General features: G+C 44.2%; 24 protein-coding genes. 18 read left to right on the top strand and 6 right to left on the bottom strand.

Features of this window, described 5'->3' with window-relative positions:
* The first annotated feature begins 6 nt into the window (after window positions 1–6).
* From ACTD55_RS08960 to ACTD55_RS08970, 3 genes are all read left to right on the top strand, one after another.
* The gene (locus ACTD55_RS08960; protein ID WP_438863985.1) at window positions 7–1,461 is read left to right on the top strand and encodes a TrkH family potassium uptake protein; all 1,455 of its coding nucleotides are present in this window, start codon (window positions 7–9) and stop codon (window positions 1,459–1,461) included.
* Between the two features lie 143 nt (window positions 1,462–1,604).
* Window positions 1,605–3,764 (top strand): alpha-glucuronidase family glycosyl hydrolase, encoded by a 2,160-nt coding sequence (locus ACTD55_RS08965; protein WP_438863986.1) that lies wholly within the window; start codon window positions 1,605–1,607, stop codon window positions 3,762–3,764.
* Window positions 3,764–5,683, top strand: a complete 1,920-nt coding sequence (locus tag ACTD55_RS08970) for a sialate O-acetylesterase (protein ID WP_438863987.1) — start codon at window positions 3,764–3,766, stop codon at window positions 5,681–5,683. Before ACTD55_RS08965 ends, ACTD55_RS08970 begins: the two co-directional genes overlap by 1 nt.
* 53 nt (window positions 5,684–5,736) lie before the next feature.
* Here ACTD55_RS08970 and ACTD55_RS08975 read toward each other — a convergent pair whose 3' ends face one another.
* On the bottom strand, window positions 5,737–6,474 hold the full coding sequence (locus ACTD55_RS08975) for an SDR family oxidoreductase (protein ID WP_438863988.1): 738 nt from the start codon (window positions 6,472–6,474) through the stop codon (window positions 5,737–5,739).
* A gap of 113 nt (window positions 6,475–6,587) precedes the next feature.
* Here ACTD55_RS08975 and ACTD55_RS08980 point away from each other — a divergent pair, with 113 nt between their 5' ends.
* The 3 genes from ACTD55_RS08980 to ACTD55_RS08990 all read left to right on the top strand — a co-directional run bounded on the left by ACTD55_RS08980 (window position 6,588) and on the right by ACTD55_RS08990 (window position 8,874).
* The gene (locus ACTD55_RS08980; RefSeq protein WP_438863989.1) at window positions 6,588–7,208 is read left to right on the top strand and encodes a TetR/AcrR family transcriptional regulator; all 621 of its coding nucleotides are present in this window, start codon (window positions 6,588–6,590) and stop codon (window positions 7,206–7,208) included.
* Between the two features lie 37 nt (window positions 7,209–7,245).
* A complete protein-coding gene (locus ACTD55_RS08985) occupies window positions 7,246–7,596 on the top strand; it encodes a DUF2200 domain-containing protein (protein WP_438863990.1) in 351 nt (116 codons plus the stop codon).
* A 348-nt stretch (window positions 7,597–7,944) separates the two neighbouring features.
* Window positions 7,945–8,874, top strand: a complete 930-nt coding sequence (locus ACTD55_RS08990; RefSeq protein ID WP_438863991.1) for an acyl-CoA thioester hydrolase/BAAT C-terminal domain-containing protein — start codon at window positions 7,945–7,947, stop codon at window positions 8,872–8,874.
* 113 nt (window positions 8,875–8,987) lie between these two features.
* On the opposite strand, the gene ACTD55_RS08995 is transcribed toward ACTD55_RS08990, so the two are convergent.
* The 3 genes from ACTD55_RS08995 to ACTD55_RS09005 form a co-directional block, all read right to left on the bottom strand.
* A complete protein-coding gene (locus ACTD55_RS08995) occupies window positions 8,988–9,338 on the bottom strand; it encodes a hypothetical protein (protein ID WP_438863992.1) in 351 nt (116 codons plus the stop codon).
* A 251-nt stretch (window positions 9,339–9,589) separates the two neighbouring features.
* Complete coding sequence (locus ACTD55_RS09000; RefSeq protein ID WP_438863993.1) at window positions 9,590–9,799, bottom strand: helix-turn-helix domain-containing protein; 210 nt, start codon at window positions 9,797–9,799, stop codon at window positions 9,590–9,592.
* 30 nt (window positions 9,800–9,829) lie between these two features.
* Window positions 9,830–10,351, bottom strand: a complete 522-nt coding sequence (locus tag ACTD55_RS09005) for a DUF2975 domain-containing protein (protein ID WP_438863994.1) — start codon at window positions 10,349–10,351, stop codon at window positions 9,830–9,832.
* Window positions 10,352–10,436: 85 nt separating this feature from the next.
* Between ACTD55_RS09005 and ACTD55_RS09010 the strand changes: the two genes are divergently transcribed.
* From ACTD55_RS09010 to ACTD55_RS09020, 3 genes are all read left to right on the top strand, one after another.
* Window positions 10,437–10,790: a hypothetical protein gene (locus ACTD55_RS09010; RefSeq protein WP_438863995.1), complete on the top strand. Its 354-nt coding sequence runs from the start codon at window positions 10,437–10,439 to the stop codon at window positions 10,788–10,790.
* Window positions 10,783–10,980: a hypothetical protein gene (locus ACTD55_RS09015; RefSeq protein WP_438863996.1), complete on the top strand. Its 198-nt coding sequence runs from the start codon at window positions 10,783–10,785 to the stop codon at window positions 10,978–10,980. Before ACTD55_RS09010 ends, ACTD55_RS09015 begins: the two co-directional genes overlap by 8 nt.
* Window positions 10,981–11,095: 115 nt before the next feature.
* A complete protein-coding gene (locus tag ACTD55_RS09020) occupies window positions 11,096–11,764 on the top strand; it encodes an alpha/beta hydrolase (protein ID WP_438863997.1) in 669 nt (222 codons plus the stop codon).
* Between the two features lie 13 nt (window positions 11,765–11,777).
* On the opposite strand, the gene ACTD55_RS09025 is transcribed toward ACTD55_RS09020, so the two are convergent.
* Window positions 11,778–12,578 (bottom strand): hypothetical protein, encoded by an 801-nt coding sequence (locus tag ACTD55_RS09025; protein ID WP_438863998.1) that lies wholly within the window; start codon window positions 12,576–12,578, stop codon window positions 11,778–11,780.
* A gap of 220 nt (window positions 12,579–12,798) precedes the next feature.
* Here ACTD55_RS09025 and ACTD55_RS09030 point away from each other — a divergent pair, with 220 nt between their 5' ends.
* From ACTD55_RS09030 to ACTD55_RS09070, 9 genes are all read left to right on the top strand, one after another.
* Entirely contained in the window at window positions 12,799–16,479 is a 3,681-nt protein-coding gene (locus tag ACTD55_RS09030; RefSeq protein ID WP_438863999.1) for an ATP-binding protein, read from the top strand.
* Window positions 16,476–17,111 (top strand): hypothetical protein, encoded by a 636-nt coding sequence (locus ACTD55_RS09035; RefSeq protein ID WP_438864000.1) that lies wholly within the window; start codon window positions 16,476–16,478, stop codon window positions 17,109–17,111. The genes ACTD55_RS09030 and ACTD55_RS09035 overlap by 4 nt, the downstream gene beginning before the upstream one ends.
* Window positions 17,108–18,325, top strand: coding sequence for a phosphoenolpyruvate carboxylase (locus tag ACTD55_RS09040; protein ID WP_438864001.1), 1,218 nt, complete (start codon window positions 17,108–17,110; stop codon window positions 18,323–18,325). The genes ACTD55_RS09035 and ACTD55_RS09040 overlap by 4 nt, the downstream gene beginning before the upstream one ends.
* A gap of 339 nt (window positions 18,326–18,664) precedes the next feature.
* A complete protein-coding gene (locus ACTD55_RS09045) occupies window positions 18,665–18,787 on the top strand; it encodes a hypothetical protein (RefSeq protein WP_438864002.1) in 123 nt (40 codons plus the stop codon).
* A 149-nt stretch (window positions 18,788–18,936) separates the two neighbouring features.
* A complete protein-coding gene (locus tag ACTD55_RS09050) occupies window positions 18,937–21,258 on the top strand; it encodes an NB-ARC domain-containing protein (RefSeq protein WP_438864003.1) in 2,322 nt (773 codons plus the stop codon).
* Between the two features lie 81 nt (window positions 21,259–21,339).
* A complete protein-coding gene (locus ACTD55_RS09055; RefSeq protein WP_438864004.1) occupies window positions 21,340–22,092 on the top strand; it encodes an NYN domain-containing protein in 753 nt (250 codons plus the stop codon).
* Window positions 22,093–22,114: 22 nt separating this feature from the next.
* Window positions 22,115–22,990, top strand: a complete 876-nt coding sequence (locus ACTD55_RS09060) for a DUF7281 domain-containing protein (RefSeq protein ID WP_438864005.1) — start codon at window positions 22,115–22,117, stop codon at window positions 22,988–22,990.
* A gap of 116 nt (window positions 22,991–23,106) precedes the next feature.
* Window positions 23,107–23,451: a helix-turn-helix domain-containing protein gene (locus ACTD55_RS09065; RefSeq protein WP_438864006.1), complete on the top strand. Its 345-nt coding sequence runs from the start codon at window positions 23,107–23,109 to the stop codon at window positions 23,449–23,451.
* On the top strand, window positions 23,438–24,718 hold the full coding sequence (locus ACTD55_RS09070; protein WP_438864007.1) for a type II toxin-antitoxin system HipA family toxin: 1,281 nt from the start codon (window positions 23,438–23,440) through the stop codon (window positions 24,716–24,718). Before ACTD55_RS09065 ends, ACTD55_RS09070 begins: the two co-directional genes overlap by 14 nt.
* Before the next feature lie 15 nt (window positions 24,719–24,733).
* On the opposite strand, the gene ACTD55_RS09075 is transcribed toward ACTD55_RS09070, so the two are convergent.
* Window positions 24,734–25,393, bottom strand: coding sequence for a hypothetical protein (locus ACTD55_RS09075; RefSeq protein ID WP_438864008.1), 660 nt, complete (start codon window positions 25,391–25,393; stop codon window positions 24,734–24,736).
* Window positions 25,394–25,594: the final 201 nt, after the last annotated feature.

A 25,594-nucleotide genomic window follows, 5' to 3' on the forward strand; every position in this document is an offset into this window, starting at 1 on the left:
CAGCCAATGGTGAATGCCAGTAATACAGTCCGATTGTTGTCCATGCCGATGTTATGGATGGGTGCGGTACAAGTCAGCTTTGGTTTACTGTCATTATTTTTGTTCCGCGACAATAATGCGGCGGCCTTTTTTGAGCCGGGCATCAGTTTAATAGCCTTATCCTTGGGGATCTTATTTGCCCTGAAACAAAACGATCTTAGTCAAATTTCTAACCGTGACGCGTTACTTTTTGCCACCTTAACCTGGCTGCTGTGTGGCATATTGGGCGCCCTACCGATTGAAATTGTCACTAAGGTCAGTTTTATCGATGCGGTTTTCGAATCGATCAGTGCCCTCACCACAACCGGGGCGACGATACTGAGTGGGCTGGACGATATGCCTAAATCATTCCTGATGTATCGTCAGTTTTTACAGTGGATGGGCGGCTTAGGCATCGTTATTTTTGTGGTAGCCGTTTTACCTATGCTCAACGTCGGTGGCATGCGCCTAATCAAAGCCGAAACTCCCGGACCGGTCAAAGATGAAAAGCTATCACCACGTATTGCCAGCACCGCCCATTACTTCTGGATGGTGTACTTAATCATTACCGTGTTATGCGCATTCTCATACTGGTTAGCCGGTATGTCAGCATACGATGCTATTGGCCATAGTTTTACCACGGTCTCCACTGGCGGTTTTTCCACCCACGATGACAGCTTGGGCTATTTCAACAGTCATCTTATTTTTGCCATTGCCAATGTTTTTATGTTGCTCGGAGCAATCAGTTTTGGCTTGCATTTTCGGGTGTTAAATTCATTGCGGCCGAAACTGTATTGGCAAGATGAAGAAACACGAGTGTTTCTGTTAATTGTTGTCACGCTGGCGATTGTATTAACCCTTTACCTATTTAGTAATGGCAGCTACCAAAGCCTGGCTGAAAGCATGAGTTATGCATTTTTCTATGTGATCTCATTTATCACCAGCACCGGTTTTGGCGGTGATGATATTGGCCAATGGCCAGAAGCCACCGCCATGTTTTTAGTTTTTGCCGGTTACCTGGGGGGCTGTGCCGGTTCCACCGCCGGTGGCAACAAAATTATCCGTGATATTGTGACCTTTAAAGTGATTCGACGGGAAATCGCCCAGCTACTGCATCCACGTGCGGATTTGGTTTTACGCTACCAAAAACGCGCCGTAAACCGTGATACCCGTAATGCCGTGATGGCATTTATGTCGTTTGCGGCAGGTATCACAATGTTAATCACGTTGCTACTGGTGATTACCGGAATGGATTTTTGGTCCGCTTTTACTGCCGTCGCAGCCTGCGTTAATGTACTAGGCCCGGGTTTTGGTGATGTCGCCAGCAACTTTCAGTCGGTCAGTGACACCGGCACAGTGCTGCTATCGGCTGCCATGATCCTTGGCAGACTGGAATATTTTACCGTGATGGCATTGTTCTTCCCGGCATTTTGGCGCTACTAAAACCTGACGCCTATCTCTACCCCGTTGGTTATCCAGTTTATGATTTATAACATTGTGACTACGAAATAAATCACTGCTGTACCGATAGCACAAGCTTAAATGTTAAGCTTTTGTTAGAGCTAACAGATGGATAAACAATGAGAATGAAAACACTTTTTATGTTGCTTGTAGTCCTGTCGTCGTTAATCGGCAGAGTAGCAATAGCGCAAGACAAGTTCAGTGGCGAAGACGGTTACCGCTTATGGTTAAAATACGATTTAATTGAGGATAACGCGCAACGTCAGCAATACAGCCACACTTTGCAGTCACTGTTTATTGCGCCTCAATCCGACACAACCCGCATCATCCAGCATGAACTAAAAATTGCCAGCCATGGCTTATTGAGTCAGCCAATAAAACCGGCAGCCAACGCCAAACAGGCCAGTTTGCTGATGCTTAAAAGTGATAGCCCAGAGCTAAAGCAGTTTAAAATCCATCACGATCTGAACAAACTAGGTCAGGAAGGTTATTTACTTCATTCTACTGCTGACCAGATGCTGATCATTGCCAACAGCGACATCGGCCTGTTGTACGGCACGTTTGATCTACTCAGACGAATTCAAACCGGTCAGTCACTGAACAAACTAGACCACATTGAAATTCCCAAGATTCAGTTACGTATGCTTAATCATTGGGATGATCTGGATCGCCACACCGAACGGGGTTACGCGGGCGAATCTATTTTTGACTGGCACAAGCTGCCTGATTACAAAGAACAGCGCTACTACGACTACGCTCGTGCCAATGCATCGATTGGTATTAATGGCATTGTACCCAATAACGTTAACGCCAATTCACTGATCCTGACCCCGGCTTATTTGCAAAAAGTCAAAGCGTTGGCCGATATCTTCCGTCCCTACGGCATCAAGGTTTATCTGTCGATTAAATTCAGCTCACCACAACAGATTGGTGGGTTAGACACCTCCGATCCGGCCGAACAGAAAGTACATGACTGGTGGCAGAAAAAAACCGACGAAATTTATGCACTAATCCCGGATTTTGGCGGCTATTTGGTTAAAGCCAACTCTGAAGGTCAGCCCGGCCCCGGTGATTACGGCCGTACTCATGCCGAAGGAGCCAATATGTTGGCGCGTGCGTTAAAACCTCACGGCGGCAATGTACTGTGGCGAGCCTTTGTCTATGCCCATGACGCCAAAGCCGAACGCAGTCTGCAAGCCTATAACGAATTTGTGCCACTGGACGGCAAATTTGACGACAACGTCAGTGTGCAAGTTAAAAATGGGCCGATAGATTTTCAGCCACGGGAACCTTTCAGCCCGTTATTTGGTGCCATGCCGCACACCTCGCTTGCGATGGAATTTCAAATTACACAGGAATATTTAGGTTTTAGCACCCACTTGGCATATTTGGGTACCCTGTATGAAGAAGCGCTGGATGCAGATACCCACACCGAAGGCCCGGGCTCGACGGTTGCCAAAGTGATTGACGGTAGTCTGGATTCGTTACCACTTACCGCGATGGCAGGTGTGGCCAATATTGGTATGGACAGAAACTGGACCGGACATATTTTTGGTCAGGCAAACTGGTATGTGTTTGGTCGCCTGGCTTGGAATGATCAGCTTAGTGCCGCTGACATCGCCGATGAATGGATTAAAATGACCCTGACCGATGATAAACAGTCGGTTAATACCATCAAAGACATGATGATGGGATCGCGCGAATTGATTGTCGATTATATGACCCCGCTCGGTTTGCACCATTTAATGGATACCGGCCATCACTATGGTCCCGGCCCCTGGGTCGATAATCTTGGCCGTGCCGACTGGAACCCGACTTATTACCACCGAGCCGATGAACAGGGAATTGGACTGGATCGTACCGCATCCGGCACCAACGCGATTTCACAATACGCCCCTTACTGGCAAAAAATCTTTGCTGATCCGAAAAAAACACCGCAAGAACTGTTGTTGTGGTTCCATCATCTAAGCTGGGATTACACAATGCCTTCCGGTGACACGCTTTGGAATGAACTGGTAAAACATTATTACCATGGCGCCAAAGGCGTGGAAAAAATGCAAAAGCAATGGCTGGCAATCAAAGATCAAATTGAGCCAAACCAGTTTGAACAAGTCAAAATGGCGCTGGCCATACAGGTAAAAGAAGCCAAATGGTGGCGAGATGCCTGTGTTTTATATTTCCAAACGTTCTCTAAACGTCCTATTCCAGAGGGGTTAGAACGACCCGAGCACAGTCTGGAATATTATCAATCCCTTAAATTTCCCTATGCACCAGGACAAGGCTAATGCGTAAACTGACTTTATCTTTACTGAGCGGGCTAATTTTAAGCCAACCTGCACTGGCAGATATAACTCTGCCCAAACTGATTTCTGACGGTATGATTTTACAACGTGATAAACCCGTACGCATTTGGGGCTGGTCAGCCCCGAATGAAGCGGTTACCGTCCGTTTAGATGGGCAATTAGTTGGCCGTGTTACCAGCCCAACGGGAGAATGGTCACTAACCTTACCTGCACAACAAGCGGGTAAAACTCACACCATCAGCCTGCAAGGCAACAATAAACTCACGGTTAAAGATGTGTTATTTGGTGAAGTCTGGGTCGCTGGTGGACAATCCAATATGGAACTGCCGATGGAACGGGTTAAAGAACGTTTTCCACAAGTCATCGCTGATGCCAACTACCCCACGATTCGCCAGTTTAATGTCAGTATGCAATACGACTTTAATAAACAACATAGCGATTATCCCAATGGCGAATGGGTTGCAGCCACACCACAAAGTGTATTGAAGTTTTCCGCCGTGGCATTCTTTTTTGCCCGTGATCTGCAACAAAAATATCATGTGCCGGTGGGGATTATTAAAACCCCGATTGGCGGTACACCAGTGCAATCATGGATCAGCGAAGATGCCTTGCAGGCATTTCCTACCTATGTAAAAGAACTCACGCCCTATCAACAACAGGGTTATATCGCCCAAGTTAAAGCCGCAGATAAACAAAAAAATGACGATTGGTATGGCGATCTGGATGGTCGTGATCTAGGTCTGCAACATAACTGGCAACAACCCGATGTGGATGATAGCGACTGGCAAACTTATCAGCTCCCCGGCATGTGGCCTGATGGCATGTTAGAGCCTAAAGAAGGGGTTATCTGGTTCCGCAAAGACATCAACATACCGGCAGACATGGCCGGAAAAAGCCAAAAATTAATGATGGGGCGCATCGTCGATGCCGATCAGGTGTTTGTTAATGGTCAGCAAGTGGGCAATATTACTTATCAATATCCACCAAGACGTTATACCGTGCCACAAGGCCTGCTCAAACAGGGAAAAAACTCTATCGTCGTGCGGGTAGTCAATAGTCAGGGGCGAGGTGGTTTTGTCACCGACAAACCTTACTGGTTAGGCAGTGAAGACCAGCATATTGATTTAACCGGTAGCTGGAAATACAAAATTGGCGCCACGGCAGAACGTTTGCCTAGCGACACCTTTATCCAATACAAACCCACCGGCTTGTTTAACGCCATGATCTCTCCGGCATTGCCGTATACCATTGAAGGGGTGATCTGGTATCAAGGTGAATCCAATACCGGCCATCCAAGCGATTACCATGCGCTATTTTCCACCATGATCCAGGACTGGCGTCGTCATTGGGGGCAGGGTGATTTTCCTTTCCTGTTTGTGCAGTTAGCCAATTTTCAGGCCTATCATGACCAACCAGTAGAAAGTGGCTGGGCAGAACTACGTCAAGCACAGTTAGACACCTTATCGGAACCCAACACCGGCATGGCAGTCATTACCGATGTGGGTGAATGGAATGATATTCACCCACTGGATAAACAAACTGTTGGCCAGCGTTTATCACTGGCGGCGCAGCATATCGCCTATGGCGAAGATCTGGTCTATTCCGGCCCCATCGCTCAAAGTGCGCAAGCTATGGGCAATTCGTTAGTGGTTAACTTTAATCACACTGGCAGTGGCTTAAAGGTCAAAGGCGACAAGTTAACTGGCTTTGCAATTGCAGGCGAAGATGGCATTTATCATTGGGCTGAAGCCACCATCAAAGGCGATAAAGTTGAACTGCACAGTGAAGATGTAGCGGCACCGGTTTCGGTACGTTATGGCTGGCAGGATAATCCTGAAAACGCCAATTTATATAATAAAGAAGGCTTACCCGCCTCCCCCTTTGAAGTCACAGCAAACTAAACCTTCAAGCAGGCGCCCTTTATCGGGCGCCTGTTGGGTTTATGCTTCGCCGCCTATTCACCTGATAAATTTGCGGTAACAAAAGCATCAGAGTAGCCCTGATAGGCACCCCAGAATTGCTGGGCAACGTCATCAGGAAACAAATGAAAATCACCTTTCTCTATTGCAGTAATAATCCCGTCGGCAACAACCTTTGGACTGGCTGCGTCAGAAAAACCCGCAGTAGCTCCCATATCCGTGGCTATTGGACCAGGATGTACACTCAACACCTGAACACCTTTAGGTATTAGCACTTCTCGCAGTGCCTGGGTCAGAGAGTAAGAAGCGGCTTTTGATATTGAATAAGTAGCAGAATTGGAGAAGTTCCGGATCGACACGACCGAGTTGAGCTGCACCAGAACACCATGGTTCTTTTCAAGCACCGGCGCAAAGGCATTAGCCAAGCGTAGTAGACCATATAAGTTAACTTCCAACTCATAATTCAGCGCCTGTTCGGTATCATCTTCCAACGGGCCTTTAGGCACCAACACACCGGCATTATTGACTAGAATATCGACGTCATCGGCATGCTCTGCCGCCCGTTTAATGGCATCCTTGTCGGTTATATCCAGCGCTATTGCTTCAACCCGACTAGCATAGAGATCTTCAAGCTCTTTGGTAGATGTCACATCCCTTACGGCGAGATAAACCTTCTTTGCACCACGAGCTAAAAACGTTTCCACAATCTGCTTACCGATTCCGCGGTTAGCACCGGTTACCAACACCACTTTATTTTCTATTTTCTGACTCATTGTTCTAGCTCCAATTAGTGAATTATAAATTGTACCGATCGGTACAGTGTTGATTAAATTATACCAATCGGTACAATAATGCAAAATATATTTAGAGCGATGAGAAATATCTTATGACTGCAGGTAGAAAATTAGCCTTTGATAAAGACATTGCCTTAGATGCAGCGATGAAGGTGTTCTGGCACAAAGGTTACGTGGGCGCATCATTGTCTGAGCTAACCGACGCGATGCAGATAAATAAACCTAGCTTATACAGTGCCTTCGGCAACAAGGAAGCCTTGTTTATTCAGGCGCTGAATAAATACAGCACTCAGGTTGAAGAAACATATTTTTCGTTGCTTTACACCGAAGGCGTTGACCTGAAACAACGTATCACAAACTTTTTGACAGCCATCGTTAACAGCCAATGTGATGATCAAAGTCCTAAAGGATGCTTTTTGTGTGCCGGTGTTTCCGAGTCAGCCAATTCTGATATTCCAGAAGCGATAAAGTTGGTGCTGGATGAACGTATACAGGGAATCTACAAGGCGTTGCGGGAAATTTTCCAGAACGATCCGGAAGCCATGCAACAAGGTCTGAGTAGTAACGCTGAACAACACGCCAGATTTCTGAGCACACTGTTGCATGGAACCGCCGGGCTTGCCCGCGCGGGTTTAGGACCGGAACAATTACTACCCGTTGTTCAGCAGGGAGTACGATCGTTAGAATTAGGTGACAACACTGTAAATCCATAAAGGACTTCGCGGTCCGCGTTGTTAAAGGAGAAATGCTATGCCTGAACATCGTATTTTTAAAATGGCCTTTGCCAAGGTGTATCCCATGTACGTTCAAAAGGCCGAGCGCAAGAACCGCACTAGAGAAGAAGTGGACCAGATTATTTGTTGGTTGACCGGTTATGATCAGGCAGGACTAGAACAACAAATTGAGCAACAAAACGATTTTGCTACTTTTTTTGCCCAGGCACCGCAGCTTCATCCCAATTGTTCACAGATTAAAGGCGTGGTGTGTGGAGTGCGAATTGAAGACATTGATGATCCGCTGATGCAAAAAATACGTTATCTGGACAAGCTGATAGACGAACTGGCCAAAGGTAAAGCCATGGACAAAATTCTGCGCCAATAATCGAATTTCAGCTCATATACCTGCCGATCACAATATTAGCGACGTTATTTGGAATAGTTACAACTTCATCTGACACTTTTTATTATAGAGGTTAACTAAATCTGACAGTCTGCTTTGTGCCACTCCCTCATTCTTATTTATTTTAATTAAACTAATTACTGCAGTTTTTTTTATTTACTGAGTAGCCTACGTACGTCACTATTTTAAATGACTTAATTCACCTATTTGCTAGTAGATTGAAATCATGAGATGTTATCAGAGTTACATTTCATATTCTCAGATTAACTGATATTGGGTAGTTACCATAATTAACTTAAATGAAAAGTTTATCCGTCTATTTAAGCACAAATGAAAAAAATCATTCCCAGAATATTTATCTGGTGTTTAGGTTTGTTATTAATACCAACTGTGATTGTTCTATCGTTTGAATTACTCACAGAGTGGCTTTATGACGAACATCAGTTACCAAAAAATTATGGTAAGGTTCAAACTGAGCTTCATTTGGGAAAAGGTAAAAGACAGCCACTAATAGTCGCATTAGGAGGTTCCGAAGGGGGAAACTCTTGGAATGCGAGTGTGGGCTATAGGAAATTTCTGAATGAACGAGGGTATGCTTTTTTGCCTATCGCATATTTTGGATTAGATGGAATACCAGAAAAGTTAGATCGCATCGCATTAAACGGTGTGCATGAGGCGGTTTTGAATGCCGCTAAAAACCCAAATATAAATGAAAACTGCATTGCAATTATTGGAGTATCTAAGGGTGCTGAATTGGCATTGTTACTAGCAAGTTACTACCCTGAATATAAGGCCGTAGTTGCTCTATCACCAAGCAACGTTAATTTTACATCAACAACAAATCCTATGGTAAAGATATCATTCCCTTTGGTCATGGACACTCCATCTTTTTCAATCGACGGTAAGTCATTACCATTTGTTCCTGCGAGTTGGAAAGCTAAACTAAAAGGCTTTAGTGGTGATTTTCTTGGTTTTTACGAAGATATGCTAGCAAATAAGTCGGCAGTAAAGTTGGCCACAATTAAGGTAGAAAATATTAATGGAGCCATTTTTATGGTCTCGGGTAAATACGATAATCTTTGGCCTTCATCGGCTATGTCAGAAATGATGATGGCGCGCTTAACATTGAATAACTTCTCTCACCATTTCGAGCACCTTGAATTCGATGGAGATCATTATAGTTGGGGGCCAAGTATGGTTGAGGTCGATGATTTTTTGTCTGAACAAATAATGTCAAAAAACAACCTAGATTGTAGATAGAAGTATCTACAATAAATGGCCAAATTAACTGAGGTAGATTTTTAATAAGCGTGTCCATGTGATCTGGTTAACACCTAGCCATGGGCTTTTCCTAACCAGCTTGTATATCAAGCCTATATTTCTGCCTGAAAAGCACCTTCATTAGAAGGGACAAAAACTCGAAGGCATTTACCAGAATCATCGCGTATGACCCAGATGTGAGTAGTAAAGGTTTCCTGAATAGCCTCTTTACCCTTATCAATAATATTATAAAGCACCTCTTTCCCTTCAAAATCGACCCAGTACAAATTGGCTTTTGGATAGTTCTTATTTATGAAATTAATACTAACCTTGTAATCACTAAGCTTGCTATGGACAGTATCAATACTTTCACAGCCAACATCGGTCAGGAAAATATTTTGTTTAGACGCAGGTTCACATCCACTTACTAAAGACCAAAGAATTAAAAAAAGAATTATTTTCAAAACACCACCATCCTATAAAAATCTCAAAGCCTATTAAGTACTGCTCTCAGGCGTTTTTCATCGTCTTTGCATATTTGTTATCATAACCTGCCACACAGCACAAACGTTACTGACATTTCATAGTAATATTCTCAATTTACTCGATGTATTGCGATTACAAATATTTGTCTATTGAATGTTCGTTATTCGCTGTCAGGGTGAATCTAGCCTACTTAGCAAAATGTGTCAGATCAGGTATGAGTCACTACACGTTATTCATCCTCCACATACTCCAGAATATCACCCGGCTGACAGTCCAATACCTTGCAAATCAGTTCAAGAGTGGCAAAGCGTACTCCCTTAACCTTACCTGTGCGTAGCAGCGACAAGTTTTGCTCTGTGATCCCGACAGCAGTGGCCAGTTCCTTGCCACGAATCTTACGCTTGGCTAGCATCACATCCAGATTAACCACAATCGCCATTGTCCCGCCTCCTTAAAATTGCACCACCTCTTAAATAAACTGCTTGTTCTCATCCTCAAGCTTGTTGCCTTTAATTAACAACTCACTCATTACCCATAAAATCATTGCCAGAGCCACCATTTTGATTTCATCACTCCCCATCGAAAGCGTTAACATTTTTTGCCCGGCCGGATGATTCCACGACAACAGCAGACTTGAAAGCGCCAAATGCACAGGTTTGGCGAGCGCCTGAATAAACAACATGATTGAGAACCAGCGCAGATCGCGACTGTTGCTCAGATTAAACAACTCACCTTTGGCAAAGTTGGCAAAAGCGCGGCGCAGAAAGTACAAGCCCACCACAGCAATCGCAACGTAAAGTACGCTAAGCAGCCATAACCCCTGCCACTGACCGGGTGTCACACTATGCCAGTGAATTGGCAGGTTGAGACTGTTTCTGGCCAGTGCGATAAACGCATCAAGATCGACGAACAAGTACGCAGCGGCAACAGGAGTGATAACCATGATGACCAGACATCCCCAGGCAATCAGCAAAGACAATTGACGGACCATATTTCTTCCTTAACAGAGTTGACATGATTGTAATATAGCAATAAATTATCGTTTTACAATCATTTTATTAATCAGAGATCGATATATGAAACGCTTATTCAAGGTCACAATATGGTTACTAGTGATGTTTTCTTCATTTAATGCGGCTGCTTTAACCGCAGAACAGTTTAATCAAATCTGTCAATCTACTCCGGGTGATTGCAGTAATAATGGTACGCTGCAAGCCTACGTCGGTGGCGCTCTGGATTTACTCGCGACATTAAATGAGCAGACAAACTATCTGGATAAACTATATTGCAAGCAATCCAAACAATTATTCGACGTGGCGGCAATCATTGGTTTTATCCAGACCCATAGTAATGAATCGCAACAACAGAATGCGATGTTATTAATGGTTCGCTATTTTGAGCAAAATGGGGGATGTAAAGACAATGAATAAATTCCTGATACTAGTGGCACTCACTCAAATAACGGCCTGCAGTAACAGGGCGGTATATGAAAATATGCAACAACATCAACGTATCCAATGCCTGGATGAACTGCCGTCCGTTTATCAGGAATGTATTGAACGGACCAAAAAATCCTATGAAGAATATAGGCGTGAACGCCAAGAGGTAGTAAAGGAATAATGCACCGATATTTAAACCTAAATAATTAGGTTACTTTACGTATTATTCTGACAAATTTTTAAGCACAATATTATTTGAATATGCTCAACCCAAAAGCTACTGAACAAGGATCAATATGTTAACTCGCTTTCTTATCGGCATTGTAACCATCACTTTTTCATTGGCAGGATTAGCGGCACAAGTGCAGGATGTTTTCCCCGATAAGATAAACCCCGAGCATAACTATGTGTTCTACTCCCACGGTTTTATTGTTGAGGGAGAAAATGCCACGCCTGTTCACCCAAAATGGGGGAAATATGACTTTCCCGCCGTTAAAAACCAATTAAGTGATGATGGCTACCAGTTGATCGCCTATCACCGCCCAAAAGGTACTGATCCGCGCGAATACGCAGCATTACTGGCGAAAAACGTTAATCAGCTCATAGACGCCGGTGTGCCCCCGCAACATATCGCGCTGGTCGGTTTTTCGCGCGGGGGCTTTATTACTATTGTGGCTTCCAACCAATTAAAGAATAGCCAGGTCAACTTTGCCATTTTGGCCGGTTGCGGTGATTCGGTAATCAACCATCCTGAGTTTCAATTCTATGGACGCATTTTATCCATTTATGAAACCTCTGATCAGATTGGTTCCTGTGATGCTGTTAACCAGCGTAGTAATAACGCGACCACTTATACTGAGTTGTCCATTTCTACCGGCAAAGAACATGGCGCTTTTTACCTTCCCCGCGAGGAATGGCTAGTACCGCTAAAACAGTGGCTAAAGGGCGCATTCAATCAGCACTAACATCTTGCCGAATCTATTCGCCCGCATCTAAATCAAACTGTTTTGTCGCAACGTCAATCAACGCATCAGACTCACCACGAGAGGTCAGATCTAATCCATTGGCAGATAAACTAAAACTGTCTAGCCCTTGAATATACTCACGGCTGCTGGTTAAAAAGTTCACCACATCGGCTTCAGGTACATCCGCTTCCTGCAATTGCTTGGCGAATTGCTGAGTTTGACCAAATTCATAAAACTCCGACATGGCGTTGAGTTGATCGAGTTTTTTCTGCAACCCCTCATTGCGATCGAGATAATCTTGCAAACGTTGTAACGCCTGATTGTGTGCTGCTAGCTCGGCCTGATCAGCCGTATCCTCTGCCGGATCGGTAACTTCTGTTGCGGGCTCTGCTTCAGATTCTGACGTCTCTGTAGTTTCCGCGTCGGTGTCACTGGCGGCAAGCTCCTCGTCAGCTTCAGTAGCCGGTTTATCGTCGGTTAATCCCTGCACTTGCCATTTACCGTCCACCTGTTTAATTTCAATCGGCTCTTTTATGCCGAGTCGATCGGCCATTTGTTGCAGGTCTTCGGCAACCGGACGCATATTAAAGGCAATCATATTATTCACTGTTTTCAGATTGACGTTGCCCATACCGGATTCGAGCACCTGCAACGGGTTATCGGTTTGACCTAAACTAATAGTGCTGGTCAGATTACCAAGTTCGCCAGCCAAGTCCTGTTGTTGCTTTTGTGCCAATGATTTAAGGGTCTGATCACTTTTGTCGGGGTCGGACATATAATCAAACAGCGAAAGTCCGGTTGTCTGGATTTGCATAATATTGCCTGCATCACTTAAAAAATAATTAGCGTATGAACACATTCAAAGCAATCTCTGCGCCAGATTATCATCCCTTCCCTATGATACTTTTTAACCTGTTGTTAAATTGAATTGGGTAAAGCCCAAACAGACAGTGTTTTTAGCCGCAGAATCGGGCTAGAATCAGCCTCTATCCCGTTGGTGTTATGACGGGAACCTGATTTTAACAAGGAGTCGTATGCCCGGTTTACAGCGCATCATACTTATCGATACCCATCTACCCGGCGTGGTAGAACTTAAACTTAACGGCCACACCAATATTTGCGGCACCAATGCCTCCGGTAAAACCACTTTGCAACGCTTAATCCCAGTGTTTTACGGTGAATACCCCAGCCGCGTCGTACCCGCCACCCGTGACAGTTTTGAGCGCTGGTATTTACCTCGCGAATCCAGTTTTATTATTTATGAATATACCCGTGCCGAAGGCGATTTATGTCAAGTGGTACTGAGTTCTAACGGCAATGGCGTGCAGTACCGGTTTATCGCCAAGCCCTTTGAGTTAAATGATTATTTATATAAAAACAATGCCGGTGAGCATCATAGCGTATCGATTAAAGAGCTGGCGCGCACCCTTAATCGCAGTAATGTGTTGACCACCAATTTACTCAATACCACTGAATTTCGCGCCATTATTCAACAGGATAAAAGCACGCTAACGGGCCGCGCCAATAGTCGCGAACTATTAGGCTATGCCAAAATTTTTAGCCTGTCGGGTCAAACCGGTAACTTGCGCCATATCGAAAAATTGGCTAAAGCAGTCCATTCCAAAGAAGGCAAAATGGAAACCATCAAAGCGATGATTGCCGCTATTTTGGAAGAAGATGGGGTACAACCGCCCAGCTCCAGTTTAAGTCGCCAACGGGTGGAAGACTGGATCCGTGAGTCTCATTTGATTCAGGAATTTGATGCCATTCGTCCGGAGTTTAGCAAGCTGGAACAGGCTGATGATCAATTAACTCAGGCCGAAGCAAGACTGGCCGCACTACAACAGCAATTTAGCCACGACTTAAGTCTGCTCGCGGCCAATATTGTCGAATACCAAGGGCAGCACAATGATGTGGTGCATACGCTTAAAAGTCATGAAAAACAGTGGAATGAAAGCCGCGATACGTTGAATCAGTCATTATCGGCTGCCAATGCCGATGTTAAAAAGCTCACCAGTGAACTCGATCATGTGGAACAGGAATTTGACCAGTGGCAAAACCAGAATATCGAGGAGCTGCAAAAAAATGTACAACAATTGCCCCAATGGCATACCGAGTTAGCCTCTCTCAATAGCCGCTATGTTTTACTCACGGAAAAACATCAGGATATTGAATCGGCGCACAATAAGCGCCTTGCCGATTTGAACGAAAATCTGCAGCAGCAACTGGATAATTACCATCAGCAATTACAACAGTTGCAACAACAACAGGCGGATAAAAAAGACGCCGAACGGGCTAACGTGCAGGCGATTAGAGATGACTACGCGAAACAACGTGAACAACTAAACGCCGACTTTTCCCAACAATTGGAAACCTTAAGAATTGAACAGGCCGATCTGAGCAGCCAGTTAAAAAATGCCGGTTTTAATGAATTTGAGCAAAGCCAGCTGGATTTGCTCGAAGCGACCATCAGCGAAGCCAGCCAAATCGAAGATAGCGCCAGAGAAAAACTGAATGCCCAGCGCCAGACCGTGCAGCAACATCAGCAACAACGCCAGCAATGCCGCGAAGCTCTGGATGAGGCTAACCGTCGCCAGCAACAACAACAGCAACAGGTGGATAACATTGAAACCTTGCTTTATCCCGGTGACAACACCTTACTGGAATTTTTACGCCGCGAACAACCGGGCTGGGAAAACCAGCTAGGTAAAGTGATCCACCCCGACTTATTACAACGCAAAGATCTTAAACCCCAAAGCGCTGAAAACAGCGACAGTCTGTTTGGGCTACAACTGGATTTGCACAACCTCGATGCGCCGCAATACGCGCAAACCGAACAGCAATTACAGGCACAATTGCATCAGGCCAAAACGCTATTGGACGAACTCATTGAGCAGCATAATCAAGCTGAACAGGCACTCAGTAAAGCCACCGAAGCACTGCGTAATGCCGAACTGGCCCAAACCAAAGCCGAATCGGCCTGTCGTAGCGCCGAAGCCAATCGCAAACGGGCGCAGCAAGATAAAGAGCATAGCCGACAGGAATATCTCAGCGCCTTGAGCGAGCGTAAAAAACAGGCCCAAAAACGCCAACAAAAAAATCGGCAAGAGCAAGATAAGGTCAAGGCGCAACAAGAACAGGCGCTGGAGAATTTGCATGAGCAGCAAACTGAAGCCGAAACCGAGCGGCAATTTCACTGGCAACAAGTGCTAGGCGATATCACCGCGCAGATTAACCAGTTGCAAACCCTGGAACAAAAGACTCGTCAGCAGGCTGAATTAGAGCGTAAAAAATGTCAGCAATGGCTGGAAGACGAATTAAACAAACGGGGCGTAGATATTGATGAAATCGGCGGCCTGAAAAAACAGATTGCCCAGCTTAAGCAGGATATTCAGCATACCGAAAGCAATCGACATAAAGTGGAAGAATACCAACGCTGGTACAAAACGGTCTTTAATGGTCATAAAGTGACGTGGCAGGATCAACTGGAAAAAGCCAAAAAACAGGCCAGCCACGCCGAACGTGAACTGAAAAAACAACAAAGCGCCTATCATCACCAACAAGAGGCAGACAAAGCGCGACAAAGCCAGCTGGAACAACAACTTAAAACCGCTAATGAACAACAAGGTTCAATCCAAACCTTACATAATGCATTGGTACGCTTAAAACTCACTCCGGTATCCATTGGAGCCGATAAATTTGAAGCCAGCCAATTTAGCCAGCGTATTTCCGAAGGGCAGGAACTGTTGCAGCAGCGCGAACAGTTGCTGACAGATATTCGCGCTTATGTGGATCATTTCGACAAACTGATCGCCCAACAGGCAGGCACCGGGTTATCCGACACCTGGGAAAAATCCCGTGAGGAATGCACCGCGATTAATCCTCAGGGGCTGCGCCTGTTGGATCATCGTAAATTGGTCAGCCATCTTAACCGCTTACTTAACCAGATTGTGCCGCAAAAACTGGCCGGTCTGCGTGAGCAGGGGCGTATCTTTGGTGCCGATCTAAGCCAGTATTACCATGTGTTAGCGGATATTGATAAGCGCATTGCCGGACAAAGCCAACGCATCAGCAAAGAAGTGGATGATGAACTGTTTCTTGATGGCGTATCCGAATCGGCAGTTAAAATCCGTTCAAAAATCAGTGAACTGGAATTTTGGCCAGAACTCAGTCAATTTCAGAGCCTGTATGACGAATGGCTGCAAAGCGGTGCCAATCAGCTCCCCAAAGAAGATTACGCACAAAGTATGCGCCGGGTGATGGATATTCTTGGCCGCGCTGCGCTCAGCGGGGGCATTATTAACTTGCTGGACATCGAGCTGCATTTAAAAGAAGGCAACAGTCATCTGATTATTCGTACCGATAGACAGCTAAATGAATCCTCCAGCCACGGTATGGCCTACCTGATTTTATGTAAATTCTTGCTAGCCTTTACCCGCTTATTGCGGGGCAATGCCGATGTGACTATTCACTGGCCAATAGACGAACTCGGCACCTTGCATCAAAGCAATGTGAAAAAAATCTTTGATGCCTGCCAAAACAATAACATTTGCGTATTGGGAGCGTTCCCGAACCCTGAATCCGATGTATTAACCCTGTTCGCCAACCGTTATTTAATTGATAAAACCTCCCGCCAGTTACAGATTGTGCAACCCCGGGTCAGCGCCATCACCGAGCGATTGAAGCAACGTCAACAACAGGAGCAAACGGCATGATGACAGAACAAGGCCGCGTACTGGAACAACTGCTGTCCGGTAGCTTTATTTGCCAAATCAGTGACGAAGACAGTTGGCGTTATCTTAAAAACAGCGCCCAAGCCGAGCGTATTGAACAGCAGTTAAATATTCTCAATCGCACCCTTACCCATTGTGCCGATGGCGAAGTGTTTTATGCCGCTTACCTCACGTTAGGTGAGGCGGAACGCAAAGTGCTAGGAAATCAGTTTCAGGAAACTGCCGCCGGGTTATTGCCCTTGGTCGAATGGTTATTACTGGTGCAAGAAGCCGCCGGAAACGATATGCCATTAAGTCAGGGTCAGGCCATTCGGCTACCTGAGCTACAGACTCAAATTGAAGATACACCGGCTTTTAAGGAACAGTTAGGCAAAATCGCCCGCTACCGGTTATTTAACTCCACCAGCATGGAAGTGGATGGCCAGTTAAAACAACTGTTTAAAAAGCTCACTGAGTTAGGCTATTTGCTGCGCCCTAATCCGGATAAACAAATCTATCTGGCCACCGGCAAAGTGGATTATTTATTTGAAGTACTGCGTTTTATTGACGAAACCGAATCGCTATCCCTCAGTGAGCAAGCCGAACAGGCCACCATGCAGGGATCGTTACTGTGAGCCAGAATCTTTATCAAGCCGGAATCACCTTACTTAATGCCATGAGCCGGCATAGCGATGTGATCATGCAGGTATATTTATCCGGTAGTCTGGATGAAACCAGCACCACACCTCAGGTAATTGAAAACCTTAAAAAACTCGGCATTGTATGGCGGCCGGAACCGGAGGCCGAACTGCGTTTGAAAAGTGCGGTACGTAATTTACTGGAAAGCAGCCTGCATGATGAACGTAATCGCCAGATTGATGCCAATATCGGCTCGGCCTTAGCCAGTTTAAAAACGCTGGCAGGCCATTATAAAGAAGCACTCCATCACAGTCGTTTTGCCGAATCACAAGGCTATTTAAGTGATTTACGCGAGCATGTATACAGCTTGACCGAATCATTGAGTAACAGTGTGCGGGTGCTGTTCAGCCGCATCAATAACGAATTTGGTTATGTGGCCTCGATTGATGCCAAAATTCGTGAAAATGAACTGGCACAAAGTCAGGTATCGGAGTTGCTCAATCAAATTGAACTGTTTCGCTTTGATGAGCTATCGGAAACCGCCGGTAGTAACCGGGAATTACGTTTATTGCTGATTGTGACCCTGCAACAGGCATTTTCGCGGGTGACTCAGGAGTTATCCATCGTACAGGCGCGATTACTGGAATTGCTGGGGCGTTTCCGCGAATTCCGTGGGCGCAGTCGTTTATTAAAAGGATTCTTACTCCATCAGGAGCAACATCCGGATTTCCAGCCACCGGATTACAGCGCATTATCCAGTGTGCCAATGCTATTTAATCAGGCCAGTAAACTGATCGGCGCCGCCAGTGCCGATGTCAACAGCGTGGCCCATGAATCGGTATTGCAGGAACTGGTCGGGCGGATTAAAGCCCTGCAACGCAACAACAGACCTCAACCCGAGCGACAGGCCGGACAAATCAACGTTGCCCAGCAAACCCAAGCACCGCAGGTTGAAAACCAGCTTAAAAAAGCGGTGGAAGCCTATTTTTGCTATGTAATTGATAGCGGCGAGCGCCTGACTGCACTGCAATATCTGCAACAGCAGCAATTAGAATTTGATCCGGAAGTGTGGCTGTATCGGGTCATTGATGGTTACCAATCACTACCGATGGAAGAACAACAATATTTTGCCCTGGATACCAACGGTCACCCACACCCGTTGTATACCGGTAATTTTATAGTTGAAGATGTAGAGTTGGGGTTGCGATAGCCTGTTTTTGATTGGCTGCGCCAACTGCATTCAGATACCTCAAACCCAAACATTCGGTTTATTGCTGCGCAAATCGGCTGAGTCATTAAATCAAATAGTGGTGTCGCGCTGGCGACGGCAGCTTAGGGGACTGTGCTGCCGCAGTCCCCTAAGAACCCCACGGCACCCTTGCAGTAAAAGCACAAAAACCTTGTTCAGGCATACCAATAACGCGCTAAATCCACATCCCTTCAGTTAGCGCTTTCTCGCCATCCATGGCTCGAATATTGGTAGGCTAATCTGAACAAGATTTTTGTTGACTGCAAAGGGAGGGTAAAACCAACACTGTAAGTATTCTCAATGGCGGACAAAATATTAAGAACCGTTGGATCTGATCCTTCATTATTACACCGAGTCATTCCCGCCTTGGCGGGTATCCAGCAACTTGCGGGTGAAAAGCCTTGTTTGTTTTCTGACTCATAAATAACTCACAGCTAACAAATTGATTTAGTTAAATATCCAGAGTATTGTCGGAAAAATAAATCAGGAAAGAAGGAATTTCACCCGGTACGAATGCTGGATTAATTCCTTCTATTAAATTGTTAGCTGTACCAAGGAATAGAGAGAGTAGAATGGCATTTAATCTAACAAGAATGACAATTTATGCACTTGTCGCAGCATTAGAAGAAGATCTTCGCTTTTTAGTAAAGGAGCATATAGACAATGTGAATCTCATAGATTCCGAGTTGGTTTCAAGATCTAAAAGTCGAATTGAAAAGGATATAGGCAGCTTATTTAGTGATTTAGATTTAAATGACATTATTGATTATTTTGATCTTGGAGATACTTTTCAAACTATTAATGCCAATCGGGCCTGCTTCCCCGAGCATGTTTCAAAACTTATTAAAACACTGACTAAGAGTTTTGAATCGATAGTTTCTGTTAGAAATAGAGTCATGCACATTCGCCCGCTGAATTTTGATGACCTACCTATAGTAAGTGAATTCTGTAAAAATCTATTAAATTCCGAAAATTCTATTACATGGAATAATGTACGAGAAACTATCCAAAAGCTTGATGATGACCCAAGCTTCGTTCTTGCTCTGGACATTGTTAATTATGACGATGATCAAACAATTAATCACAATCTGCCCATGCCGGATTTCGATGAAACTGGGCTAATTGGTCGTGATAACGAAGTAGATCAAGTAAAGCAGCTATGTCTAGGCGGGTTTCCCGTCATCTCTATTGTAGGTGAAGGTGGAGTTGGAAAATCGGCCCTAGCACTAAAGGTTGCTTATGAATTAATCGAAAATGACTCTCCCTTTGATGCTGTTGTTTGGGTGACTTCAAAAACCACGCAAATAACATTAAATGAAATAAAAGAAATTAAAGGAGCTATAGATAATTCTATTGGTGTGATTCAAGAAATAGGGAGAAATGTTGTTGGAAATGAATATGATAGCAATAATCTTGATGAAGTAATTGAGTACTTGTCAGCATTCAAAATAGCTCTATTTATTGATAACCTCGAAACCATTTTGGATGATAATATTCGACAATTTGTTGGTGCTCTTCCCCAAGGTAGTAAAATTATAATCACATCCAGAATAGGGCTTGGTGCATATGAATACCCAATAAAGCTGCAGGGTGTTGGAGAATCATATGCATCTCAACTGCTACGAACAGTCGCAAAAATTAGAGGTGTTGATGCTCTGTCAAAGTTGCAGGAAAAGGTACTTCGCGGTTTTGTTAATCGGATGCATCGAAACCCCAGCTATATTAAATGGTTTGTGAGTTCTGTTCAGACTGGTTTAAGCCCAGAAGCAGTTCTTCAAAACTCTGATGACTTCCTAAATTTTTGTATGTCTAATGTTTACCAGTATCTATCATCTGATGCGCAAAAATTAACCCGGTCAATGCAATGCGCACAAGGGCTGAGGGATATTCCAGAGCTGTCATATTTAAATGACTTTGATGCTTTACAGGCGCAAAAAGCTATTCAAGAGCTTATGGCTACAAACATGTTGTCGCAATCATCCGTAGCAAAAGGTGCGAGTGTAAAAACATCTTATCAATTGTCAGAACTGGCTCGTGCCTATCTCGGAAAGCATCATAAGCCATCACAAGCTTTTCAGAAGGAAATTAGAGACAAAAGAAATAGGCTTAACTCGATGTTCGAAGAACAGATGAGTCGAAGAACAGGCAACAAATATTTAACCAAAAACATTAAATTTAGAGACAAGTCAGATAGGGTGATTGCCAGAAAACTCTATGATGCTCAGAATCATATTAGGAACTCAGAGCACGATCTCGCCTTTGAAATTTTACAGGAGGCTCAGCGCTTGGCTCCTGATTATTTTGAAGTGGCCAGATTTATGGCATATTTTTATCAAAAAAGTGGAAATTTTTCAGAGGCTAGAGAGCAATATGAGCTTGCAATTCTTCTTGCTCCTAACACGGCTCAGCTTCATTATTGGTTTGGTAAATTTCTGCTTCACTCAGAGGAGAACGTAGAAGAGGCTGTTGAACAATTCGAAAAAGCCCACAATCTGGATGTAAAGGCTATTGAGGTCTCTCTAGCCTTGGCAAGGGGATATTTATTTCAGCATGAGTTTGACAAAACACAGAATATTATAACGGAGCTTTCTGACGTCATTATTACTGCAGATGATCATCTTATTAAAATGTACTTTGATACTGAAATTCAGGTTTTATATAGGAGAGCTGACGATTTATCAAAGTCAGGTGACCTCGAGCAATCAATAGACTACATGGAGAGGATGCAGTCAAAGTTCCAAAACTTAGAAGATAGACATAAAGATAAGCACTTGCGGCAAAAGCTTACAAAGTGCAATTACACGCTTAGTAAAATACTAAAATCAGATAACGAAGATTTGAAGTCGAGAGCTGCGAAGATACAGGACTGGATCGAGCATGAATGCCACAGCTAACAAGGCGCTGCTGTCGGACAAATTTTCCGCTGCGCTCCTAATTTTCCGGTGAGCAAGGCGTTAAGTTACAAGGAGGCATCCGTGAGAGATAAAGAAAAAATTGCAGTATTCATTGATGCTGATAATGCACCTGCAAAAAAGATAGATAAGGTGCTTTCAGAGTTGGCTCGCTATGGTGTTGTCAATATTCGCAAAGCGTATGGGAACTGGAAAAATCAAAATTTGAAGCCGTGGGAAGATACGCTTCATGAGTATGCTATACAGCCAATTCAGCAATTTGACCTTACTAAAGGAAAGAATGCGACAGATATGGCGTTGGTAATTGATGTAATGGATGTTCTGTATACAAAAGACATTGATGTTATTTGCTTGGTGTCATCGGATTGTGATTTTACTCCATTGGTAACTCGTTCGTTAGCGGATGGAAAATTCGTAATTGGATTTGGTGAACGAAAAGCACCAATGGCTTTTGTAAATAGTTGTTCTCGTTTTCTTTACCTTGACGAAGATAGCGAGAAAGAAATACCAATCCAAAAGCAAACAAAGAATATAAAAAGTGATACGAAATTAATTAACTTGCTTAGGCAGGCAATTGAAGCGGTTGAGGAAGATGATGGCTGGGCTATGTTAGGGCCAATTGGTACTCATATATCCAATCACGCATCCTTTGATCAGCGAAATTATGGCTTTAAAAAGCTAAGTGATCTATTTCAAGCGATTGATCTATTTGAAATGAAGAAAACAAATGGATCTGTTCTTTGGGTTAGAGACAAGAAGAAGGCTAAGCAAGTTAACAAGTCAATCGAGTCGACTGCTAACGCGTCGGCTGATTAGGGCCTTAAATGGAATACGCTAGATGGCATTAAGCAAAACCCATATTGCCCAATTAAGTGGCTTCTTTTGTGATCATAGCAAGCTGCATTTATCCAACAAAGGCAAGTTGGCCGACTGGTTGCGCGGATATATCGACATCCCCGATAACGGTAAAGAGCTACGATTTGACTCGAAATTAAAACGACAACTGCGTATTGAACTGGAAAAAGATTACCCAAATATCAACTTTCTGCGAGGCTTACCAAAAGATCTTAATCGCCTGGAAATGGCCGGTATTGCCGCCAATGAAAAACTCGCCGCCCTAAAGCCCGATGATGATGTGGCACTGATTACCAGCCAACAGCCTGATTTAAATCCGTTTGGTATTAGTTGCCTATTGCCAGTGGGGTGTAGTTTACGGGTTAACGTGGCGCAACTTGATCTGGCAAATATCCGCCAACTGATCATCGTAGAAAATCTGGATATCATCGATTACTGGCACTTGGCCTGTTTACCGACAGCATTACAAAACGCATTGGTGGTGTATCGCGGCCATGAGAAGTCCATCAGTGGTGGACTAAAAACATTATTGACGTTATTGCCAGCACAATGCCAAGTCATTATGTTTGCCGATCTTGATCCCAAGGGGCTGGAAATTGCTTTCACCACACCCAAAGTGAACCAATTATTAGCACCAAGCCAAGAAGGTATTGAGCAATTACTTAACTTAAAGCTCAATCAACCCGACTTACATATCAAACAACACGCTTCAATCGGCTACTTACGCCAGCAAAATCTACCACTGATCAGCCAACTGCTTGAACATAATATCGCCCTAATGCAACAACATATGCTGGCGCATAAAATAGTGTTAACACTGTATCCGATAGATAAAAATGAGTCATATATAAATCAATAGAGCACTTAATGGTTTATATACAAGTCAAAATCAACTTGATAATTCTCATTTTCAATCTATCCTATGATTTACATATAAACCTATAACTGACTTATTGACTCATATATAAGACAAATATGCCCAAATCCGTCACACGCTCATACTCTCGCTTTACCGGTGAAGCAATAACACTGCTCGCCGGACTCATTCGTGCTGCCAGATTAGCACGCAAATTAACTGCCCAAGAAGTGGCTGAACGTGCAGGTATATCCAGAAGCATGTTTCAACGTATTGAAAAAGGCGACCTAAAATGCGAGATAGGTGCTGTATTTGAAGTGGCGAACATTGTGGGGGTTAATCTCTTTGACGCTGAGCCGTCTTCTTTTACCTTAGCAAGACATATCCAGCAAACCGAAGAGAAGCTAACTCTGCTACCTCAAAAAGCCCGTAAAAAAACCAAGGTAGTCGATGATGACTTCTAACAATAACTATAAAGAGGCTTATGTCTGGATCTGGCTGCCCGGCGAAACACAGCCGGTTGTTGCCGGAAAGCTTGAAACTGATGGCGACAACCTTTTGTTTAACTACGGTAAAAGTTACTTGGAGCGTATTAAAGATACACCGCCCGCCATTGCTATCTATGTGCCTGAACTGCCATTAAAAGCCGGGGCACTGGCTAATCTGGATGGATTGAAAATGCCCGGATGTATCCGTGATAGTGCACCCGATGCGTGGGGCCGTCGGGTGATAATTAACAAAAAGCTCGGCTTAAAAGGTACAAACACCGATACGGCAATATTTGATGAACTTACCTATTTATTAGAATCCGGTTCAGATCGAATTGGCGCGTTAGATTTTCAACTAACCCCTACTCAATATATTCCACGTTCGGCCAAAAATGTCAGTATGGAAGAATTGCTGCAATCAGCAGAGCGTGTTGAAAATGGTGTGCCACTCACAGCCGAATTAGACCAGGCTCTTTATCATGGCAGCTCGATTGGCGGCGCGCGGCCTAAAGCATTAATCGAACAAGATGGCACAAAATACATTGCCAAGTTCTCGGCCACTAACGATTTATATAGCGTCGTAAAGGCAGAATTTATCGCTATGCGACTGGCAAAACTGGCCGATATTGACGTTGCTCCTGTCAAAATAGTAAAAGCGGCCAATAAAGATGTACTGCTCATAGAGCGCTTTGATCGTGAGCTGACAACAACAAAAAATAGTGACAAAAGCTGGACACGCAAGTCGATAGTATCTGCCCTCACTCTTTTTGGTCTGGATGATATGATGGCGCGCTACGCCAGCTATGAGACATTAGCCGAAATTATTCGCCATCGATTTATTGCGCCTAAAGATACCCTCAAGGAGCTTTTCTCACGTCTAGTATTTAACATTCTGTGCGGCAACACCGACGATCATGCCAGAAACCATGCTGCATTTTGGGATGGCCAAAACTTAAGCCTAACGCCAGCCTATGATATTTGTCCCCAAGGGCGCGCAGGCAATGAAGCAGGGCAAGCCATGCGAATTATCGGACAAAACAATTTAAGCCAGTTCAAAACATGTTTGGCTGCCGCGCCAAATTTCCTACTCAGCAAAGAACAAGCCTATGGGATTTTCGAGCATCAAAAGTCTGTTATCGAAAATAACTGGCAATCGGTATGTGACGAAGCACAGTTAACTGAAGTAGATCGCAAACTATTTTGGAGACGGCAGTTTTTGAACCCGTTTTCTCTAAAAGAATAATTAACCAACACCTGTTTATACCATGTTTGATGATGAAGACAGTTCCTGCTCAAAGCGAGCATAAAATCCTTTCAGCATTTTATTATGCTCAGTCCAGCCATCCATTGAGACAGCAAAGTCTAGCCCTGAACGAACCTGCTCCATTAATTCCTGCCAACCTGATGTTGACCACTGCTGGTCTGGTGGTACGGCGGGTTTAGCCGATACCCCGTCAATATAGGCACCATACACAGCCAGATGCATGTTCAATTCGGCCATCATTTTATCGCTCTCAGACATGCCATTGGTAGCCTTTTCCCATGCCGCTTTCACCGAAGCAGGGGCATTGACCGGCGGGAAAATCATCGTTTTACCTTCACCAATTTCAACCAAACCATCATTATTCAGATCGACCATATTGGAATGATCCGGCTGGGCGAGCAGGTTTTGCGCTCCTTCATTAGATAGGCTATTAATATTAATTGGCTTAGCCAGACAGGCCGCTTTTTGCAATACGGCTAAATCATCGGCAGACATTTGCCGTAATATTTGTTTTGCCGACTGTGATTCCGTCTGTAATTGATGTTGAGCTTGCTGCAGGAGCGCCTCAAAATCGCCCACTTGATCGGTGGTTAAGCCACGTTTAATCAGTAACTGTACTGAGTCTTGTGTTAATTCAGCAACGGATGAGAGCATAGTATTCCCTCGATTAGATCCATTAATGTGCATTCTCTTTAGCATAGGTAAAGCAATAATAATGCCAGTTGCAAGATCAACTAATACCGCATTATTTTCAGAAATTTCACCCCCCAAAAAAAGCACCAAATTGCCTTTTTTCATAAATCTTGTCAGCTTACTTGTTGCAAGAAAGACCGCCGCTATCAACGTGACAGATAA

Source organism: Neptunicella sp. (assembly GCF_048268085.1).
Classification (GTDB): Bacteria; Pseudomonadota; Gammaproteobacteria; order Enterobacterales; family Alteromonadaceae; genus Neptunicella.

Coding starts and splice junctions, on each gene's coding strand:
- ACTD55_RS09065 (WP_438864006.1), top strand. CDS start 23,107: ATGCCCAAATCCGTCACACGCTCATACTCTCGCTTTACCGGTGAAGCA.
- ACTD55_RS09015 (WP_438863996.1), top strand. CDS start 10,783: ATGAATAAATTCCTGATACTAGTGGCACTCACTCAAATAACGGCCTGC.
- ACTD55_RS09020 (WP_438863997.1), top strand. CDS start 11,096: ATGTTAACTCGCTTTCTTATCGGCATTGTAACCATCACTTTTTCATTG.
- ACTD55_RS09025 (WP_438863998.1), bottom strand. CDS start 12,578: ATGCAAATCCAGACAACCGGACTTTCGCTGTTTGATTATATGTCCGAC.
- ACTD55_RS08985 (WP_438863990.1), top strand. CDS start 7,246: ATGCCTGAACATCGTATTTTTAAAATGGCCTTTGCCAAGGTGTATCCC.
- ACTD55_RS08960 (WP_438863985.1), top strand. CDS start 7: ATGGTGAATGCCAGTAATACAGTCCGATTGTTGTCCATGCCGATGTTA.
- ACTD55_RS09070 (WP_438864007.1), top strand. CDS start 23,438: ATGATGACTTCTAACAATAACTATAAAGAGGCTTATGTCTGGATCTGG.
- ACTD55_RS08990 (WP_438863991.1), top strand. CDS start 7,945: ATGAAAAAAATCATTCCCAGAATATTTATCTGGTGTTTAGGTTTGTTA.
- ACTD55_RS09035 (WP_438864000.1), top strand. CDS start 16,476: ATGATGACAGAACAAGGCCGCGTACTGGAACAACTGCTGTCCGGTAGC.
- ACTD55_RS09010 (WP_438863995.1), top strand. CDS start 10,437: ATGAAACGCTTATTCAAGGTCACAATATGGTTACTAGTGATGTTTTCT.
- ACTD55_RS09050 (WP_438864003.1), top strand. CDS start 18,937: ATGGCATTTAATCTAACAAGAATGACAATTTATGCACTTGTCGCAGCA.
- ACTD55_RS09060 (WP_438864005.1), top strand. CDS start 22,115: ATGGCATTAAGCAAAACCCATATTGCCCAATTAAGTGGCTTCTTTTGT.
- ACTD55_RS09045 (WP_438864002.1), top strand. CDS start 18,665: ATGGCGGACAAAATATTAAGAACCGTTGGATCTGATCCTTCATTATTA.
- ACTD55_RS08970 (WP_438863987.1), top strand. CDS start 3,764: ATGCGTAAACTGACTTTATCTTTACTGAGCGGGCTAATTTTAAGCCAA.
- ACTD55_RS09000 (WP_438863993.1), bottom strand. CDS start 9,799: ATGGCGATTGTGGTTAATCTGGATGTGATGCTAGCCAAGCGTAAGATT.
- ACTD55_RS09075 (WP_438864008.1), bottom strand. CDS start 25,393: ATGCTCTCATCCGTTGCTGAATTAACACAAGACTCAGTACAGTTACTG.
- ACTD55_RS08975 (WP_438863988.1), bottom strand. CDS start 6,474: ATGAGTCAGAAAATAGAAAATAAAGTGGTGTTGGTAACCGGTGCTAAC.
- ACTD55_RS08965 (WP_438863986.1), top strand. CDS start 1,605: ATGAAAACACTTTTTATGTTGCTTGTAGTCCTGTCGTCGTTAATCGGC.
- ACTD55_RS08980 (WP_438863989.1), top strand. CDS start 6,588: ATGACTGCAGGTAGAAAATTAGCCTTTGATAAAGACATTGCCTTAGAT.
- ACTD55_RS09005 (WP_438863994.1), bottom strand. CDS start 10,351: ATGGTCCGTCAATTGTCTTTGCTGATTGCCTGGGGATGTCTGGTCATC.
- ACTD55_RS09030 (WP_438863999.1), top strand. CDS start 12,799: ATGCCCGGTTTACAGCGCATCATACTTATCGATACCCATCTACCCGGC.